This is a genomic window from Streptomyces sp. TLI_185 (assembly GCF_003814765.1).
GTDB lineage: Bacteria > Actinomycetota > Actinomycetes > Streptomycetales > Streptomycetaceae > Streptomyces.
Genome location: NZ_RKRB01000001.1, coordinates 2,036,840 through 2,051,121, shown reverse-complemented (window position 1 = coordinate 2,051,121; position 14,282 = coordinate 2,036,840). Strand labels below are relative to the sequence as shown.

The window sequence follows — 14,282 nt, the reverse complement described above, 5'->3', positions numbered from 1 at the left end:
GTTGTGTCCCGTCGCCTGTTCACCTCGGAGTCCGTGACCGAGGGTCACCCCGACAAGATCGCTGACCAGATCAGCGACACCATTCTCGACGCGCTTCTGCGCGAGGACCCGACCTCCCGGGTCGCCGTCGAGACGCTGATCACCACCGGCCTGGTCCATGTGGCCGGCGAGGTCACCACCAAGACGTACGCGGACATCGCGACCCTCGTCCGCAACAAGATCCTCGAGATCGGTTACGACTCCTCGAAGAAGGGCTTCGACGGCGCCTCCTGCGGCGTGTCGGTGTCCATCGGCGCGCAGTCCCCGGACATCGCCCAGGGCGTCGACACGGCGTACGAGAACCGCGTCGAGGGCGACGAGGACGAGCTGGACCGCCAGGGCGCCGGCGACCAGGGCCTGATGTTCGGCTACGCGACCGACGAGACGCCGACCCTGATGCCGCTGCCGATCTTCCTGGCGCACCGTCTGTCGAAGCGCCTGTCCGAGGTCCGCAAGAACGGCACCATCCCCTACCTGCGCCCCGACGGCAAGACGCAGGTCACCATCGAGTACGACGGCGACAAGGCCGTCCGCCTCGACACCGTGGTCGTCTCCTCGCAGCACGCGAGCGACATCGACCTGGAGTCGCTCCTCGCCCCCGACATCCGCGAGTTCGTCGTCGAGGCGGAGCTGAAGTCGCTCCTGGACGACGGCATCAAGCTGGACACGGACAGCTACCGCCTCCTGGTCAACCCGACCGGCCGCTTCGAGATCGGCGGCCCGATGGGTGACGCCGGCCTCACCGGCCGCAAGATCATCATTGACACGTACGGCGGCATGGCCCGCCACGGCGGTGGCGCCTTCTCCGGCAAGGACCCGTCCAAGGTCGACCGCTCCGCCGCGTACGCGATGCGCTGGGTGGCGAAGAACGTCGTCGCCGCGGGTCTCGCCTCCCGCTGCGAGGTCCAGGTCGCGTACGCGATCGGCAAGGCCGAGCCCGTCGGTCTGTTCGTCGAGACCTTCGGCACCGCCAAGATCGACCACGAGAAGATCGAGAAGGCCATCGACGAGGTCTTCGACCTGCGCCCGGCCGCGATCATCCGCGACCTCGACCTGCTCCGCCCGATCTACGCCCAGACGGCGGCGTACGGCCACTTCGGCCGTGAGCTGCCCGAGTTCACCTGGGAGAGGACGGACCGCGTGGACGCGCTGCGGAAGGCGGCGGGGCTGTAGGCTCCGCGGTCCTTCACCGGGCCCGGCTCCCTCGGGGAGCCGGGCCTCGGTGCGTTCCGGGTGCAATGGGCCCGCCCACCGGACCGGACCGTGGACCCCGCGCGGTATCCGTGACCCGCGGCCGGACTGATCTCGGGCGCCGACGTTGTCAGTGGCGTTTGGTAAGAATGCAAGCGTGAGCAGCGAGAACGGGCGGATGGACGGCGGGGCGGAGGGTGCGCCGCCCGAGCAGCTTGCGCTCATCCGGGAGAGCGTGCGCAAGGCCGAGGTGCCCAGGGCCAAGCCGCGGACCTGGCGGGGGGCCGCGCTGGCCAAGGAGCTGCCTGTCGCGCGGGTGCTGGTCGACAAGGGGGTGCTGCATCTTGACCGGTACTTCGACTATGCGGTGCCGGAGGAGCTCGATGCAGATGCTCAGCCCGGGGTTCGGGTCCGGGTGCGGTTCGGGGCCGGGCGGCATCGAGTGCGGGACGGGCGGCGCGAGGGCGGCGGGCTGATCGACGGGTTCCTTGTCGAGAGGCTTGCCGAGTCGGACTACTCCGGGCCGCTTGCCGCGCTGGCCCAGGTCGTGTCTCCCGAGCGGGTGTTGAGCGAGGAGTTGCTGGGGCTGTCCCGGGCCGTCGCCGATCGGTATGCGGGGAGTCTGGCCGACGTGCTCCAGCTCGCCGTGCCGCCACGCAGCGCGCGGGCCGAGCAGCGGCCCTCGCCCGAGCCGTTGCCGCCGCCTGCGATGCCGGAGGCGGCGTCCTGGGTCCGGTACGAGCGGGGGGCCGGGTTTCTGGAGTCGCTGGCGTCGGGCGGTGCGCCGCGTGCGGTGTGGAATGCGCTGCCCGGGTCCGAGTGGAGTGACGAGCTGGCGCGGGCCGTGGCGGCGACGCTGGTCTCCGGGCGCGGTGCGCTCGCGGTGCTGCCCGACGGGCGGGCGGTCGCCCGGGTCGACGCCGCGCTGACCGCGCTGCTGGGGGAGGGGCGGCATGCGGTGCTCACCGCCGACGCCGGTCCCGAGAAGCGGTACCGCGAGTGGCTCGCAGTGCGGCGGGGGGCCGTCCGGGCCGTCATCGGGACCCGGGCCGCCATGTTCGCCCCGGTTCAGGATCTCGGCCTTGTCGCCATCTGGGACGACGGGGACGACAGCCACAGCGAGCAGCACGCACCCCAGCCGCATGCGAGAGAGGTGCTGCTGCTGCGGGCCGCTCTGGACAAGTGTGGTTTCCTGCTGGGCAGTTGGAGCTGCACGGTCGAGGCGGCACAGCTGGTCGAGACTGGTTGGGCCCGGCCGCTCGTCGCCGGGCGGGAGCAGGTGCGGGGGGCTGCGCCGCTGGTGCGGACCGTGGGGGACGGGGACCTCGCGCGGGACGAGGCGGCGCGGGCCGCCCGGCTGCCGACCCTTGCCTGGCAGGCCGCGAGGGAGGGGCTGCGGCAGGGGCCGGTGCTCGTGCAGGTGCCCCGGCGGGGTTACGTCCCTCGGATGGCGTGCGCCAACTGCCGGGCGCCCGCGCGATGTCGGCACTGCGCGGGGCCGCTTGAGGGGCAGGAGGCCGGGGCCGCACTGCGGTGCGGGTGGTGCGGGCGGGACGAGAGCGGCTGGCACTGCCCGGAGTGCGGCGGGTTCCGGCTGCGGGCGCAGGTGGTGGGGGCGCGGCGCACCGCCGAGGAGTTGGGGCGGGCGTTTCCCGCCGTTCCGGTGCGGACCTCCGGGCGTGAGCATGTGCTGGACACCGTGCCGGACGCGCCCGCGCTGATCGTGAGCACACCTGGGGCCGAGCCCGTCGCCGAGGGCGGCTACGCGGCGGCCCTGCTGCTGGACGGCTGGGCAATGCTCAACCGGCCCGACCTGCGCGCCGGCGAGGACGCGCTACGACGCTGGATCGCGGCCGCCGCGCTCGTCCGGCCGCAGGGTGCCGGCGGCACCGTGGTGGTCGTCGCCGAGCCGACGCTGCGGCCCGTGCAGGCACTCGTGCGGTGGGATCCCGTCGGGCACGCGGTGCGGGAGCTCGCCGAGCGGGCCGAGCTGGGCTTTCCGCCGGTGTCACGGATGGCGGCGGTGTCCGGGGACGGGGAGGCGGTCGCCGAATTCCTGCGCGCGGCCGAACTGCCCCGGGAGGCCGAGGTGCTGGGACCCGTGCCGCTGCCGGTCACGACAGCCGGGCGGCCGCGGCGGACGGGGGCGCCTCCGCCCGGGGAACACTGGGAGCGGGCACTCGTTCGCGTACCGCCGGGGCGCGGAGCCGCACTGGCCTCGGCACTGAAGGCTGCGCAGGCTGCGCGGATGGCACGGGGGGCCGGAGAGGCCTTGGTCCGGGTGCGGATCGATCCGCCTGATATCGGGTGAGGCGGTTGGGCGCTGGGGACGCCGGGGCCGTTGACATCGGGTGAAGCGGCTGGCTGTCGTGCGCGGCCGGGCAGCGGGTGAAACCGCATGACTTCGGTGAGGTCGCCGGGCAGCGGCACAGGCTGCGTGGCTCGGGTCGGGTGAGGCCGTCGGACATCGGGCGATGCTGTGGGACGTCGGGTGTGGGACCGCCCGGCAGCGGGGGAACCGCCTGAGAGCTCCCGGCAGCGGGTGAGGCTGTCGGCCCCGGGCTGAGGTGGGCCGCTTTCCGGAGGCATGGGCATCTCGAGAGGTTCCGGAATGCGCATCCCGGGGGTGTTCCCGAGGGAGCGGCCCGTCGTGTTCCCGAAGAAGCGCCATGTCGCGTTCCGGGGCCCCGGCCCTGTTCCCGGAGGCGCAGCCCGCCCTGTGTCCCGGGGCGTGCCCCGCCGCGTTCCCCGAGGCGTGCCCCGCCGCGTTTCCCGAGGTGCACGCCATCCCCGTGCCCCGACGTGCGGCTGCCCTCCCGGGGCCGGTCCCGGAGGCGTGCCCCGCCGCGTTTCCCGAGGCGTACGCCGCCCCCGTGCCCCGACGTGCGGCTGGCCTCCGGGGGCCGGTCCCGGAGGCGCAGCCCACCCCGTTTCCCGAGGCATGCCTCGCCGCGTACCGCGAGGTGCACGCCGTCCCCGGTCCCTGACGTGCGGTTGCCCTCCCGGGGCCGGTCCCGGAGGCGTGCCCCGCCCCGTTGCCCGAGGCCTGCCTGGCCCCGTTCCCCGACGCCTGCCCGGCCGCGTTCCCCGAGGCGTGCCTCGCCGCGTACCCCGAGGTGCACGCCGTCCCCGTGCCCCGACATGCGGCTGCCCTCCCGGGGCCGGCCGGGAGGGCAGGGGAGAGGTGGTTCAGCCGTTGCGGGGGCCGGGGAAGGCTGTTGGCCTGGCCTCGTCGCGGAGGGACGGGCTGCCGGCGGTCGGCTGGGTCGGCATGGAGCGCGCGGCGGGGACCGTCGGCACCGTCGTGATGCCGGTGTTCACACTGACCGTCCGGGAGCCCGCCGACTCGGTGGCCCGCTCGGTCTCGGCGGCCGCCTGGGCCGCGGCGCGACGGGCACCGTAACGGCGGTGGACCGCCTGCTTGGTGACCCCGAGTGCGGAACCCACCGCGTCCCACGAGAAGCCGAGGGAGCGGTCGAAATCGACCGCAGCCGTAACCAGGGTCTCGACACTGTCCCGCAGCTCCTGCGCAAGACGGACCGTCGGGGCGGGAGCGCGTCCGTACACGACGAAGCCCGTGGAGGGGCCGGAGCGGCGCGGGCGGTAGACATTGCCCAACTGCGCGGTGAGCGTGCGCAGTGCGTCCACCTGCCGGCGGACCCGCTCGATGTCCCGCACCAGCAAGTGCAGGCTGGCCCGAGCCTGGGCGTCGTGGGTTGCGTGGTCGGCCATGAACAAGCCTCTCGAACCGGCGTTGAAAAGGATCCGGGCCGCGCGATTGCGGCCCGTTGTGGTCAACTCTGTCTTGACCAACGTGTTTTTGCTTCGGGGGTCACGGTCTGGGGGCGTAGGGGCATATGCGTACGCCCCCCGCTGGGACAGGTTTGCGCCTCGGGCGCAGGCGTCGAGCTCCGCCGGGCGTGGTCATAGACTTGTGCGTTGCCACAACAACTCCCGTCCGAGAGGCCCCGCCCACCCATGAAGCTCGTCTTCGCCGGTACCCCCGAGGTCGCCGTCCCCGCTCTGGACGCTCTCATCGCCTCCGGGCGGCACGAGGTGGCCGCCGTCGTCACGCGGCCCGACGCGCCGGCCGGACGGGGACGCAGGCTGGTGGCTTCGCCCGTGGCGCAGCGGGCGCAGGAGGCCGGGATCGAGGTGCTGAGGCCGCTCAAGCCGCGGGACCCCGAGTTCCTGGAGCGGCTGCGGGAGATCGGGCCCGACTGCTGTCCCGTCGTCGCATACGGGGCGCTGCTGCCACGCGTCGCGCTCGACGTCCCGGCCCACGGCTGGGTCAACCTGCACTTCTCACTGCTGCCCGCATGGCGGGGGGCAGCGCCTGTGCAGCACTCCATCATGGCGGGCGACGAGATCACCGGCGCCTCCACCTTCCTCATCGAGGAGGGACTCGACTCGGGGCCGGTCTACGGCACCGTCACCGAGGAGATCCGGCACACCGACACCAGCGGTGACCTGCTGACCCGGCTCGCCTTCGCCGGTGCCGGGCTGCTCGCCGCGACCATGGACGGCATCGAGGACGGCACGCTGAAGGCCGTACCGCAGCCGAACGAGGGCATCACCCTCGCCCCGAAGATCACCGTCGAGGACGCCCAGGTCGACTGGGCCACCCCTGCGCTGCGCGTCGACCGGGTGGTGCGCGGCTGCACCCCCGCGCCCGGCGCCTGGACCACCTTCCGCGGCGAGCGGCTCAAGCTCATCCAGGTCACGCCCGCGCCGGACCGGGCCGACCTCGCACCGGCGCAGCTGGCCGTCGGCAAGAACAGCGTCCACGTGGGCACCGGTTCGCACGCCGTAGAGCTGCTGTGGGTGCAGGCCCAGGGCAAGAAGCCGATGCGGGCGGCGGACTGGGCGCGCGGGGTGCGGATCGCGGACGGGGAGACGCTCGGCGGGTAACGGGGGACGAGCGGGACGTACCCTTGGTGCGTATCCACATCAGACATCCGGAGCACCTTTTTCGTGAGCGACACCTCCCGTGGGCCCCGCAAGCCCGGCAAGCCCCACCGTCGGCCCAAGAAGGACCCCGTCCGCATCCTCGCCTTCGAGGCCCTGAGGGCCGTGGACGAGCGGGACGCGTACGCCAACCTCGTGCTGCCGCCGCTGCTGCGCAAGGCGCGGGAGAAGGAGGGACCCGACAAGTTCGACGGGCGGGACGCCGCGCTCGCGACTGAGCTGGTGTACGGGACGCTGCGACGGCAGGGCACGTACGACGCCGTCATCTCCGCCTGCGTGGACCGGCCGTTGCGCGAGGTCGACCCGCCGGTGCTGGATGTGCTGAGTCTTGGTGTGCACCAGCTGCTCGGGACGCGGATTCCGACCCATGCGGCCGTGTCCGCCTCCGTCGAGCTGGCCCGGGTCGTACTCGGTGACGGGCGGGCCAAGTTCGTCAATGCCGTGCTGCGAAAGGTCGCGCAGGACGACCTGGACACCTGGATCGAGCGCGTCGCACCGCCCTACGACGAGGACCCCGAGGATCACCTGGCCGTCGTGCACTCGCACCCGCGCTGGGTCGTCTCCGCGCTGTGGGACTCGCTCGGCGGCGGCCGCGCCGGCATCGAGCGGCTGCTGGAGGCGGACAACGAGCGGCCCGAGGTGACCCTGGTCGCGCGCCCCGGGCGGGCCACGACCGAGGAGTTGCTCCGTGAGGAGGCCGCCGTCGCGGGGCGCTGGTCGCCGTATGCCGTGCGGCTCACCGAAGGCGGTGAGCCCGGTGCGATCGCGGCCGTGAGGGACGGCCGCGCGGGCGTGCAGGACGAGGGCAGTCAGCTCGTGGCCCTGGCGCTGGCCGGCGCTCCGCTGGACGGGCCGGACGAGAAGTGGCTCGACGGATGTGCCGGCCCCGGCGGCAAGGCGGCGCTGCTCGGTGCGCTGGCCGCCCAGCGGGGGGCGACACTGCTCGCCGCCGAGAAGCAGCCGCACCGGGCCGGCCTGGTGGCCAAGGCCCTGCGCGGCAACCCCGGGCCGTACCAGGTCATCGCCGCGGACGGCACCCGCCCGCCGTGGCGGCCCGGCTCCTTCGACCGCGTCCTGATGGACGTCCCCTGCACCGGGCTCGGCGCGCTGCGCCGGCGGCCCGAGGCGCGCTGGCGGCGCCGTCCCGAGGACCTGGACGGGTTCGGGCCGCTGCAGCGCGCCCTGCTGCGCACCGCACTGGACGCCGTACGGGTCGGCGGAGTCGTCGGCTACGCCACCTGCTCGCCGCATCTCGCCGAGACCAGGGCCGTCGTCGACGACCTGCTCAAGCAGCACCCGGACGCCGAGCTGATCGACGCGCGCCCCCTGCTGCCGGGCGTACCGGACCTCGGCGACGGCCCCGACGTACAGCTGTGGCCGCATCTGCACGGGACCGACGCCATGTATCTGGCGCTCATCCGGAGGACTGGCTGACTTCGCGCAGCGCCGTCCTCAACGTCCCATCAACGTCACAGGTCCGGACCGGCGCGAACAAACGTGCCCGGACATGGCAGGCTTGGGTCATGGCCGTGCAGATCAACCCCAGCATCCTGTCCGCCGACTTCTCCCGCCTCGCGGACGAGGCGAAGGCGGTCGAAGGAGCCGACTGGCTCCACGTCGACGTCATGGACAACCATTTCGTCCCGAACCTCACGCTCGGCGTGCCGGTCGTAGAGTCGCTGGCCCGTGCGACGGACACCCCGCTGGACTGCCATCTGATGATCGAGGCCCCCGATCGCTGGGCTCCGCAGTACGTCGAAGCGGGGGCCTCGTCCGTCACCTTCCACGTCGAGGCGGCCGCCGCGCCCGTCCGGCTCGCCCGGGAGATCCGGGCCAAGGGCGCTCGCGCCTCCATGGCCCTGAAGCCCGCCACGCCCATCGAGCCGTACGAGGACCTGCTCCCCGAGCTCGACATGCTGCTGATCATGACGGTTGAGCCGGGCTTCGGCGGGCAGGCGTTCCTCGACATCATGCTTCCCAAGATCCGCCGCACCCGCGAGCTGATCAGCAAGCACGGCCTCGAACTGTGGCTCCAGGTGGACGGCGGAGTCTCCGCCTCCACCATCGAGCGCTGCGCCGAAGCCGGCGCGGACGTGTTCGTCGCGGGTTCGGCGGTGTACGGGGCGGAGGACCCGGCGCACGCGGTACGTGCACTGCGCACCCAGGCGGAGACGGTGACCGCCAAGGCGAGCTGGGCGTGCGACCACTGAGCCAAGACAACGTGAACGGCGCCCATCAGGGCGGATCAAGTGCGCCGAATCTGCAAGGATGAACGGCGAATCCAGAGTGTGAACAGCAGTGAGGAGATCGCCGTGTCGGGTATGTCGGCGGGCCGGTCAGCAGTGCGGATGGGACCCGCTGAGCTGGTGCAGGCGGCGGCCATGGCCCGCCGCTTCTACCTCGAGGGCAAGTCCAAGATCCAGATCGCGGAGGAGTTCGGCGTCAGCCGCTTCAAGGTGGCCCGGGTCCTGGAGACGGCTCTCGAACGGGATCTCGTACGCATCGAGATCCGCGTCCCGGCCGAGCTGGACGCCGACCGCTCGGACGCGCTGCGTGCCCGCTACGGCCTCAGGCACGCCGTCGTGGTGGAGTCCCCGGCCGAGGCCGAGGAGACACCCGACCCGGAGAACCTCGGTGAAGTGGCTGCCGACCTGCTCGGCGAACTCGTCAACGAGGGCGATGTGCTCGGCCTTGCCTGGGGCCGCTCCACCATCCACATGGCCGCGGCCCTGGACCGGCTGCCGCCGTGCACGGTGGTGCAGTTGACGGGCGTGTACGACGCCGGGACCGCCGAGCGCGGCTCCGTCGAGGCCGTACGCCGTGCCGCGCAGGTGTCCGGCGGCGACGCCCACCCCATCTATGCGCCGATGCTGCTGCCGGACGCGGCGACCGCGGCCGCGCTGCGCAACCAGACCGGGATCGCCCGGGCCTTCGAGTACTTCGACAAGGTCACGGTCGCCTGCGTCTCCATCGGTTCCTGGGAGCCCGGCATCTCGACGGTGCACGACATGCTCAGCGACGAGGAGCGCGCGCACTACGCCTCGCTCGGTGTCGCCGCCGAGATGTCCGCGCACCTCTTCGACGGCCAGGGCCGCCGGGTCGGCCGGGACCTCGGCGAGCGGTGCATCACCGTCAAGGCCGACCAGCTCCGCCGTATCCCCGAGGTCGTCGCGATCGCGGGCGGGGCGCGCAAGGCGTCCGCCATCGACGCGGTGCTGCGCTCCGGGCTCGTCACCAGCCTGGTGACGGACACGTCGGCCGCGGACGTCCTGATGACCGCGGGCCCGACGCCGAAGCCGGCGCTCAACAGGGCCGATCCGGACGGGATCTGACAGATGGTCAGGACCATTGCCACGACTCGTTCAGGGCGGTACTGAGATGACGGAACTCGTGGTCACGCTGGACCTCGACGGGGTCACGGACAAGGCGGGCCTGATGGACCGCTGCGTCGGTGCCCTGCAGCTGCCCGACTGGTTCGGACGCAACTGGGACGCCCTGGCCGACAGCCTCTCCGACCACACCGTCTGGCCCGAGGCCGCGGTGGAGAGGGGGCTGCTGGTCGTCGTACGGAACTGGCAGACGTACGCCAAGGCGAGCCCGCAGGAGTGGGAGACCGCGCAGGAGGTGTTCGCCGAGGCGGCGGACCGGACGCCGGCGCTCTGTGTGGCGCTGGCTCTCGGGGGTGCGGCGCGATAGTGCTTGGAGGTTCCTCCGAAGGGGCCTCTGACCAGCCTGGATGATCTGCCCGTGCATCGCATTCCGGTCGACATGGGACAATGAAGTACGTGCTCTTCCCCCTGGCTGACCTGTCCGGGGGCCACCTCTGATCGACTGGGATGTGCAGCACGTGCGTTTCCTCAACGACATCCAGCCCCCGTACGACCTGACGTACGACGACGTCTTCATGGTCCCGAGCCGCAGTGCGGTCGGCTCGCGGCAGGGCGTGGACCTCAGCTCCCCGGACGGCACGGGCACCACGATCCCGCTGGTCGTCGCCAACATGACTGCCATCGCCGGCCGCCGCATGGCCGAGACGATGGCCCGGCGCGGTGGCCTCGTCGTCATCCCCCAGGACATTCCGATCGAGGTCGTCACCGAGGTCGTCTCCTGGGTGAAGAGCCGCCACCATGTCCTGGACACCCCGATCGTGCTGGCCCCGCACCAGACCGTCGCCGACGCGCTGGCCCTGCTGCCCAAGCGTGCGCACAACGCCGGAGTGGTCGTCGACGAGGACGGCCGGCCGGTCGGCGTCGTCACCGACCAGGACCTGACCGGCGTGGACCGCTTCACGCAGCTCGAGGTCGTCATGTCCCGGGATCTGCTGCTCCTGGACGCGGACATCGACCCGCGTGAGGCGTTCAACCGGCTCGACCACGCCAACCGCCGCTACGCGCCCGCCGTCGACAAGGACGGCAGGCTCGCCGGCATCCTGACCCGCAAGGGCGCCCTGCGTGCCACGCTGTACACGCCGGCCACCGACGCGCAGGGCAGGCTGCGCATCGCCGCCGCCGTCGGCATCAACGGCGATGTCGCGGGCAAGGCCAAGCAGCTGCTCGATGCGGGCGTGGACACACTCGTCATCGACACGGCGCACGGCCACCAGGAGTCGATGATCAGCGCGGTCAAGGTCGTGCGCGCCCTCGATCCGCAGGTCCCGATCGTCGCCGGCAACATCGTCGCCGCCGAGGGTGTGCGCGACCTGATCGAGGCGGGCGCGGACATCATCAAGGTCGGCGTCGGCCCCGGCGCCATGTGCACCACCCGCATGATGACCGGCGTCGGCCGGCCGCAGTTCTCCGCCGTGCTGGAGTGCGCGGCCGAGGCGAAGAAGTACGGCAAGCACGTGTGGGCCGACGGCGGTGTCCGTCACCCGCGCGACGTCGCCATGGCCCTGGCGGCCGGTGCGTCGAACGTGATGATCGGCTCGTGGTTCGCGGGCACCTACGAGTCCCCCGGCGACCTGCAGCAGGACGCGAACGGCCGCCTCTACAAGGAGTCGTTCGGCATGGCCTCCGCGCGTGCCGTCCGCAACCGTACGTCGGACGAGTCGGCGTACGACCGCGCCCGCAAGGCGCTGTTCGAGGAGGGCATCTCCACCTCCCGCATGTTCCTCGACCCGGTCCGTCCCGGCGTGGAGGACCTGATCGACTCGATCATCGCGGGCGTCCGCTCCTCCTGCACCTACGCCGGTGCGGGCTCCCTGGAGGAGTTCGCCGAGAAGGCGGTGGTCGGCATCCAGAGCGCGGCCGGCTACGCGGAGGGCAAGCCGCTGCACGCGAGCTGGAGCTGAGCCAAGTCCCTTGCGTACGGCCCCCGTTGAAATTCGGGGGCCGTACGCGTGCCTGGGCTCTACCGTCGTTCGCATGGAGATCACCGTCTGCCGCGCCTGCGACGTCGCGCTGCTCGACCGGCACATGCCCTCGCCCGGAGTCACCTCGTTCCACGCCCGGCGCTTCGCCCGGCAGGAGGCGGGGGACTGCACGTACCTCATCGCGTGGCTGGAGGGCCGGCCCGTGGGGCACACGGAGATGCGCTGGATCGGCTGTGAGGCGCCCGAAGTCGCCGTGGACTGCCCCGAGATCGGCGGGCTGGGCGTCTGGCCCGAGGGGCTGCGCTCGCGGGGGATCGGTACCCAACTGATCGGAGCCGCCGAGGAGTTGGCCAGGGGGCGGGCCCTGTCGGTGGTCGGCATCGGTGTCGGCAAGGACAACCCGCGAGCGGCCGCGTTGTACGCACGGCTCGGGTACCGCCCGATGGTGGACTACCTCGACCGCTACACGTACGTGGACGTGAACGGCGTCGAGCGCGAGTGCGTCGACTCGTGCACCTTCCTGGTCAGGGAGCTGGACTGAGCGGCCCAACGCAATGCTCGACAGCCACCGTGCAACGAACGCCCGCTCCGGTGCGATGAACGCAATGATCTTGCGGCTATGCGCAAGGTTGCTGCATTTCATATGTGAAGGCCTGGCCCGTAGGGTCGTGCCCTGTACGTGGCGTGGCAGGGACCCCGCTCGGTGGGTTCCTGCTCGCGCAGGGGTGCCGCCGGTCCCCGCCGCCCTGACCGCAGTGACGAAGGAGTCAGCGCGTGCTCGATCAAGGCGCACCCCCGCAGGACCGCACCACGAACGCCCCACCGTCCCCGGGCGTCGGCGCCCGCCTCATGCGTCGCAAGCCGGTGGAACGCCTGGTCGCGGAGGGCGGCCAGGGTGAGGGCGGCAGCCTGAAACGCTCCCTCGGGCTGTGGCAGCTGACGATGATCAGCATCGGCGCCACCCTCGGCACCGGCATCTTCGTGGTCCTCGGCGAGGCCGTGCCCAAGGCCGGTCCCGCCGTCACCCTGTCCTTCGTGATCGCGGGTCTGACCGCGCTCTTCTCGGCCCTCTCGTATGCCGAGCTGGCGGGCACCATCCCGGTCGCCGGATCCTCGTACTCGTATGCATACGCAACCATGGGTGAGCTGATCGCCTGGATCTGCGGCTGGTGTCTGGTCCTGGAGTACGGCGTCTCGGTCGCCGCCGTGGCGGTCGGCTGGGGCGAGTACCTCAACGAACTGCTCGACGGGACCATAGGCGTCACCATCCCGGACGCCCTGTCCGCCCCGCCCGGCGACGGCGGCATCTTCAACCTGCCCGCGCTGATCGTGGTCCTGCTGGCCATGGCGTTCCTGCTGGGCGGCGCCCGGGAGTCCGCGCGCGCCAACACGGTCATGGTCTGTGTGAAGATCGCCGCGCTGGTGCTGTTCTGCGCCATCGGCATCCAGGGCTTCAGGTCCGGGAACTACGCGCACTTCATGCCGCTCGGCATGGCGGGCGTGAGCGCCGCCGGTGCCACGCTCTTCTTCTCCTACATCGGCTTCGACGCCGCCTCCACCGCAGGTGAAGAGGCCAAGAACGCCCAGCGAGACCTGCCGCGGGCCATCATGCTGTCGCTCGTCATCGTCACCGCGCTGTACGTCCTCGTCGCCGCCGTCGCTGTGGGCGCCAAGCCCTGGCGGCGGTTCAACGACTCGGAGGCCGCGCTCGCCCAGATCATGCGCGACGTCACCGGCCAGTCCTTCTGGGGCACCCTCCTCGCCGCCTGCGCCGTCATCGCCATCGCGAGCGTCGTGCTGACCGTGCTCTACGGCCAGACCCGCATCCTCTTCGCGATGTCCCGGGACGGGCTCGTCCCCAAGGTGTTCGGCAAGGTCCACCCGAAGACCGGTGCGCCCCGCGCCAACACGGTCATCGTCTCCCTGTTCTGCGGAGTCCTGGCCGCCGCGATCCCGCTCGGCCAGCTCGCCGACGCCACCAGCATCGGCACCCTCTTCGCCTTCGCGCTGGTCAACATCGCCGTGGTCGTGCTGCGCCGGACCCGGCCGGGCATGCCCCGCACCTTCCGGGTGCCGCTCTCCCCGGTGCTGCCCGCCCTGGGCTTCGCGTTCTGCGTCTGGATGATGGGCAGCCTGTCCGCCGTCACCTGGGTGGTCTTCGGGGTCTGGATGGCGGTCGGGCTCGTGTTCTACTTCGGGTACGGCTATCGCCGCTCCCGCCTTGCCACGCGAGAAGACCTCGCGACTCCAGACGTACTCGCGACTCCAGAGAAGTGAACCACCAGCAGTGCTGAACGATCTCGACGAACGCATCGTGCACGCCCTCGCCGAGGACGCCCGCCGCTCCTACGCGGACATCGGGCAGCTCGTCGGCCTGTCCGCGCCTGCCGTGAAGCGGCGCGTGGACCGGCTGCGCGCCACCGGGGCCATCACCGGCTTCACCGTACGGGTGGACCCTGGGGCGCTCGGCTGGGAGACCGAGGGGTTCGTCGAGATCTACTGCCGGCACAACACCTCGCCGGACACCATCCGGCGGGGCCTGGAGCGCTACCAGGAGGTGGTGGCCGCCTCCACGGTCACCGGCGACGCGGACGCGATCGTGCAGGTCTTCGCCTCCGACATGCGGCACTTCGAACGGGTCCTGGAGCGGATCGCCGGAGAGCCGTTCGTCGAGCGCACCAAGTCCGTGCTGGTGCTGTCGCCGCTGCTGCGCCGCTTCTCGTCGGGGTCGCCGACCTAATTCACCGGACGAGATCGCCGCACGCGCCTACCA

General features: G+C 72.0%; 13 protein-coding genes. 12 read left to right on the top strand and 1 reads right to left on the bottom strand.

Features of this window, described 5'->3' with window-relative positions; translation table 11 throughout:
- Window positions 1–3 precede the first annotated feature (3 nt).
- The 3 genes from metK to EDD92_RS09255 all read left to right on the top strand — a co-directional run bounded on the left by metK (window position 4) and on the right by EDD92_RS09255 (window position 4,217).
- Window positions 4–1,212 (top strand): methionine adenosyltransferase, encoded by a 1,209-nt coding sequence (gene metK, locus EDD92_RS09265; protein ID WP_123963860.1) that lies wholly within the window; start codon window positions 4–6, stop codon window positions 1,210–1,212.
- A gap of 175 nt (window positions 1,213–1,387) precedes the next feature.
- Window positions 1,388–3,541 (top strand): primosomal protein N', encoded by a 2,154-nt coding sequence (locus tag EDD92_RS09260; protein ID WP_123963859.1) that lies wholly within the window; start codon window positions 1,388–1,390, stop codon window positions 3,539–3,541.
- 358 nt (window positions 3,542–3,899) lie between these two features.
- Window positions 3,900–4,217 (top strand): hypothetical protein, encoded by a 318-nt coding sequence (locus tag EDD92_RS09255; protein ID WP_123963858.1) that lies wholly within the window; start codon window positions 3,900–3,902, stop codon window positions 4,215–4,217.
- Window positions 4,218–4,419: 202 nt separating this feature from the next.
- Here the strand turns inward: EDD92_RS09255 and EDD92_RS09250 are convergent, their stop codons facing one another.
- Entirely contained in the window at window positions 4,420–4,962 is a 543-nt protein-coding gene (locus tag EDD92_RS09250) for a hypothetical protein (protein ID WP_123963857.1), read from the bottom strand.
- 246 nt (window positions 4,963–5,208) lie between these two features.
- Here EDD92_RS09250 and fmt point away from each other — a divergent pair, with 246 nt between their 5' ends.
- The 9 genes from fmt (at window position 5,209) to EDD92_RS09205 (ending at window position 14,249) form a co-directional block, all read left to right on the top strand.
- Window positions 5,209–6,141 carry a methionyl-tRNA formyltransferase gene (fmt, locus tag EDD92_RS09245; RefSeq protein ID WP_030946826.1) on the top strand — a complete coding sequence of 311 codons (933 nt, stop codon included), beginning with the start codon at window positions 5,209–5,211 and terminating at the stop codon, window positions 6,139–6,141.
- Between the two features lie 63 nt (window positions 6,142–6,204).
- The gene (locus EDD92_RS09240; RefSeq protein WP_123963856.1) at window positions 6,205–7,632 is read left to right on the top strand and encodes an RsmB/NOP family class I SAM-dependent RNA methyltransferase; all 1,428 of its coding nucleotides are present in this window, start codon (window positions 6,205–6,207) and stop codon (window positions 7,630–7,632) included.
- Between the two features lie 89 nt (window positions 7,633–7,721).
- Window positions 7,722–8,408, top strand: coding sequence for a ribulose-phosphate 3-epimerase (gene rpe / locus EDD92_RS09235; protein ID WP_123963855.1), 687 nt, complete (start codon window positions 7,722–7,724; stop codon window positions 8,406–8,408).
- A 78-nt stretch (window positions 8,409–8,486) separates the two neighbouring features.
- Complete coding sequence (locus EDD92_RS09230) at window positions 8,487–9,530, top strand: sugar-binding transcriptional regulator (RefSeq protein ID WP_030946817.1); 1,044 nt, start codon at window positions 8,487–8,489, stop codon at window positions 9,528–9,530.
- 46 nt (window positions 9,531–9,576) lie between these two features.
- Complete coding sequence (locus EDD92_RS09225) at window positions 9,577–9,894, top strand: barstar family protein (RefSeq protein ID WP_123963854.1); 318 nt, start codon at window positions 9,577–9,579, stop codon at window positions 9,892–9,894.
- Window positions 9,895–10,045: 151 nt separating this feature from the next.
- Window positions 10,046–11,488: a GuaB1 family IMP dehydrogenase-related protein gene (locus EDD92_RS09220; RefSeq protein ID WP_185124403.1), complete on the top strand. Its 1,443-nt coding sequence runs from the start codon at window positions 10,046–10,048 to the stop codon at window positions 11,486–11,488.
- A gap of 73 nt (window positions 11,489–11,561) precedes the next feature.
- Window positions 11,562–12,050: a GNAT family N-acetyltransferase gene (locus tag EDD92_RS09215; protein WP_123963852.1), complete on the top strand. Its 489-nt coding sequence runs from the start codon at window positions 11,562–11,564 to the stop codon at window positions 12,048–12,050.
- Window positions 12,051–12,283: 233 nt separating this feature from the next.
- Entirely contained in the window at window positions 12,284–13,786 is a 1,503-nt protein-coding gene (locus EDD92_RS09210) for an amino acid permease (RefSeq protein ID WP_123963851.1), read from the top strand.
- 10 nt (window positions 13,787–13,796) lie between these two features.
- Entirely contained in the window at window positions 13,797–14,249 is a 453-nt protein-coding gene (locus EDD92_RS09205; protein ID WP_099927428.1) for an Lrp/AsnC family transcriptional regulator, read from the top strand.
- Window positions 14,250–14,282: the final 33 nt, after the last annotated feature.

Bases quoted from the DNA above. Each gene is read 5' to 3' on its own strand.
- EDD92_RS09250 (WP_123963857.1), bottom strand. From the start codon at position 4,962: ATGGCCGACCACGCAACCCACGACGCCCAGGCTCGGGCCAGCCTGCAC.
- rpe (WP_123963855.1), top strand. From the start codon at position 7,722: ATGGCCGTGCAGATCAACCCCAGCATCCTGTCCGCCGACTTCTCCCGC.
- EDD92_RS09255 (WP_123963858.1), top strand. From the start codon at position 3,900: ATGTCGCGTTCCGGGGCCCCGGCCCTGTTCCCGGAGGCGCAGCCCGCC.
- fmt (WP_030946826.1), top strand. From the start codon at position 5,209: ATGAAGCTCGTCTTCGCCGGTACCCCCGAGGTCGCCGTCCCCGCTCTG.
- EDD92_RS09215 (WP_123963852.1), top strand. From the start codon at position 11,562: ATGGAGATCACCGTCTGCCGCGCCTGCGACGTCGCGCTGCTCGACCGG.
- EDD92_RS09225 (WP_123963854.1), top strand. From the start codon at position 9,577: ATGACGGAACTCGTGGTCACGCTGGACCTCGACGGGGTCACGGACAAG.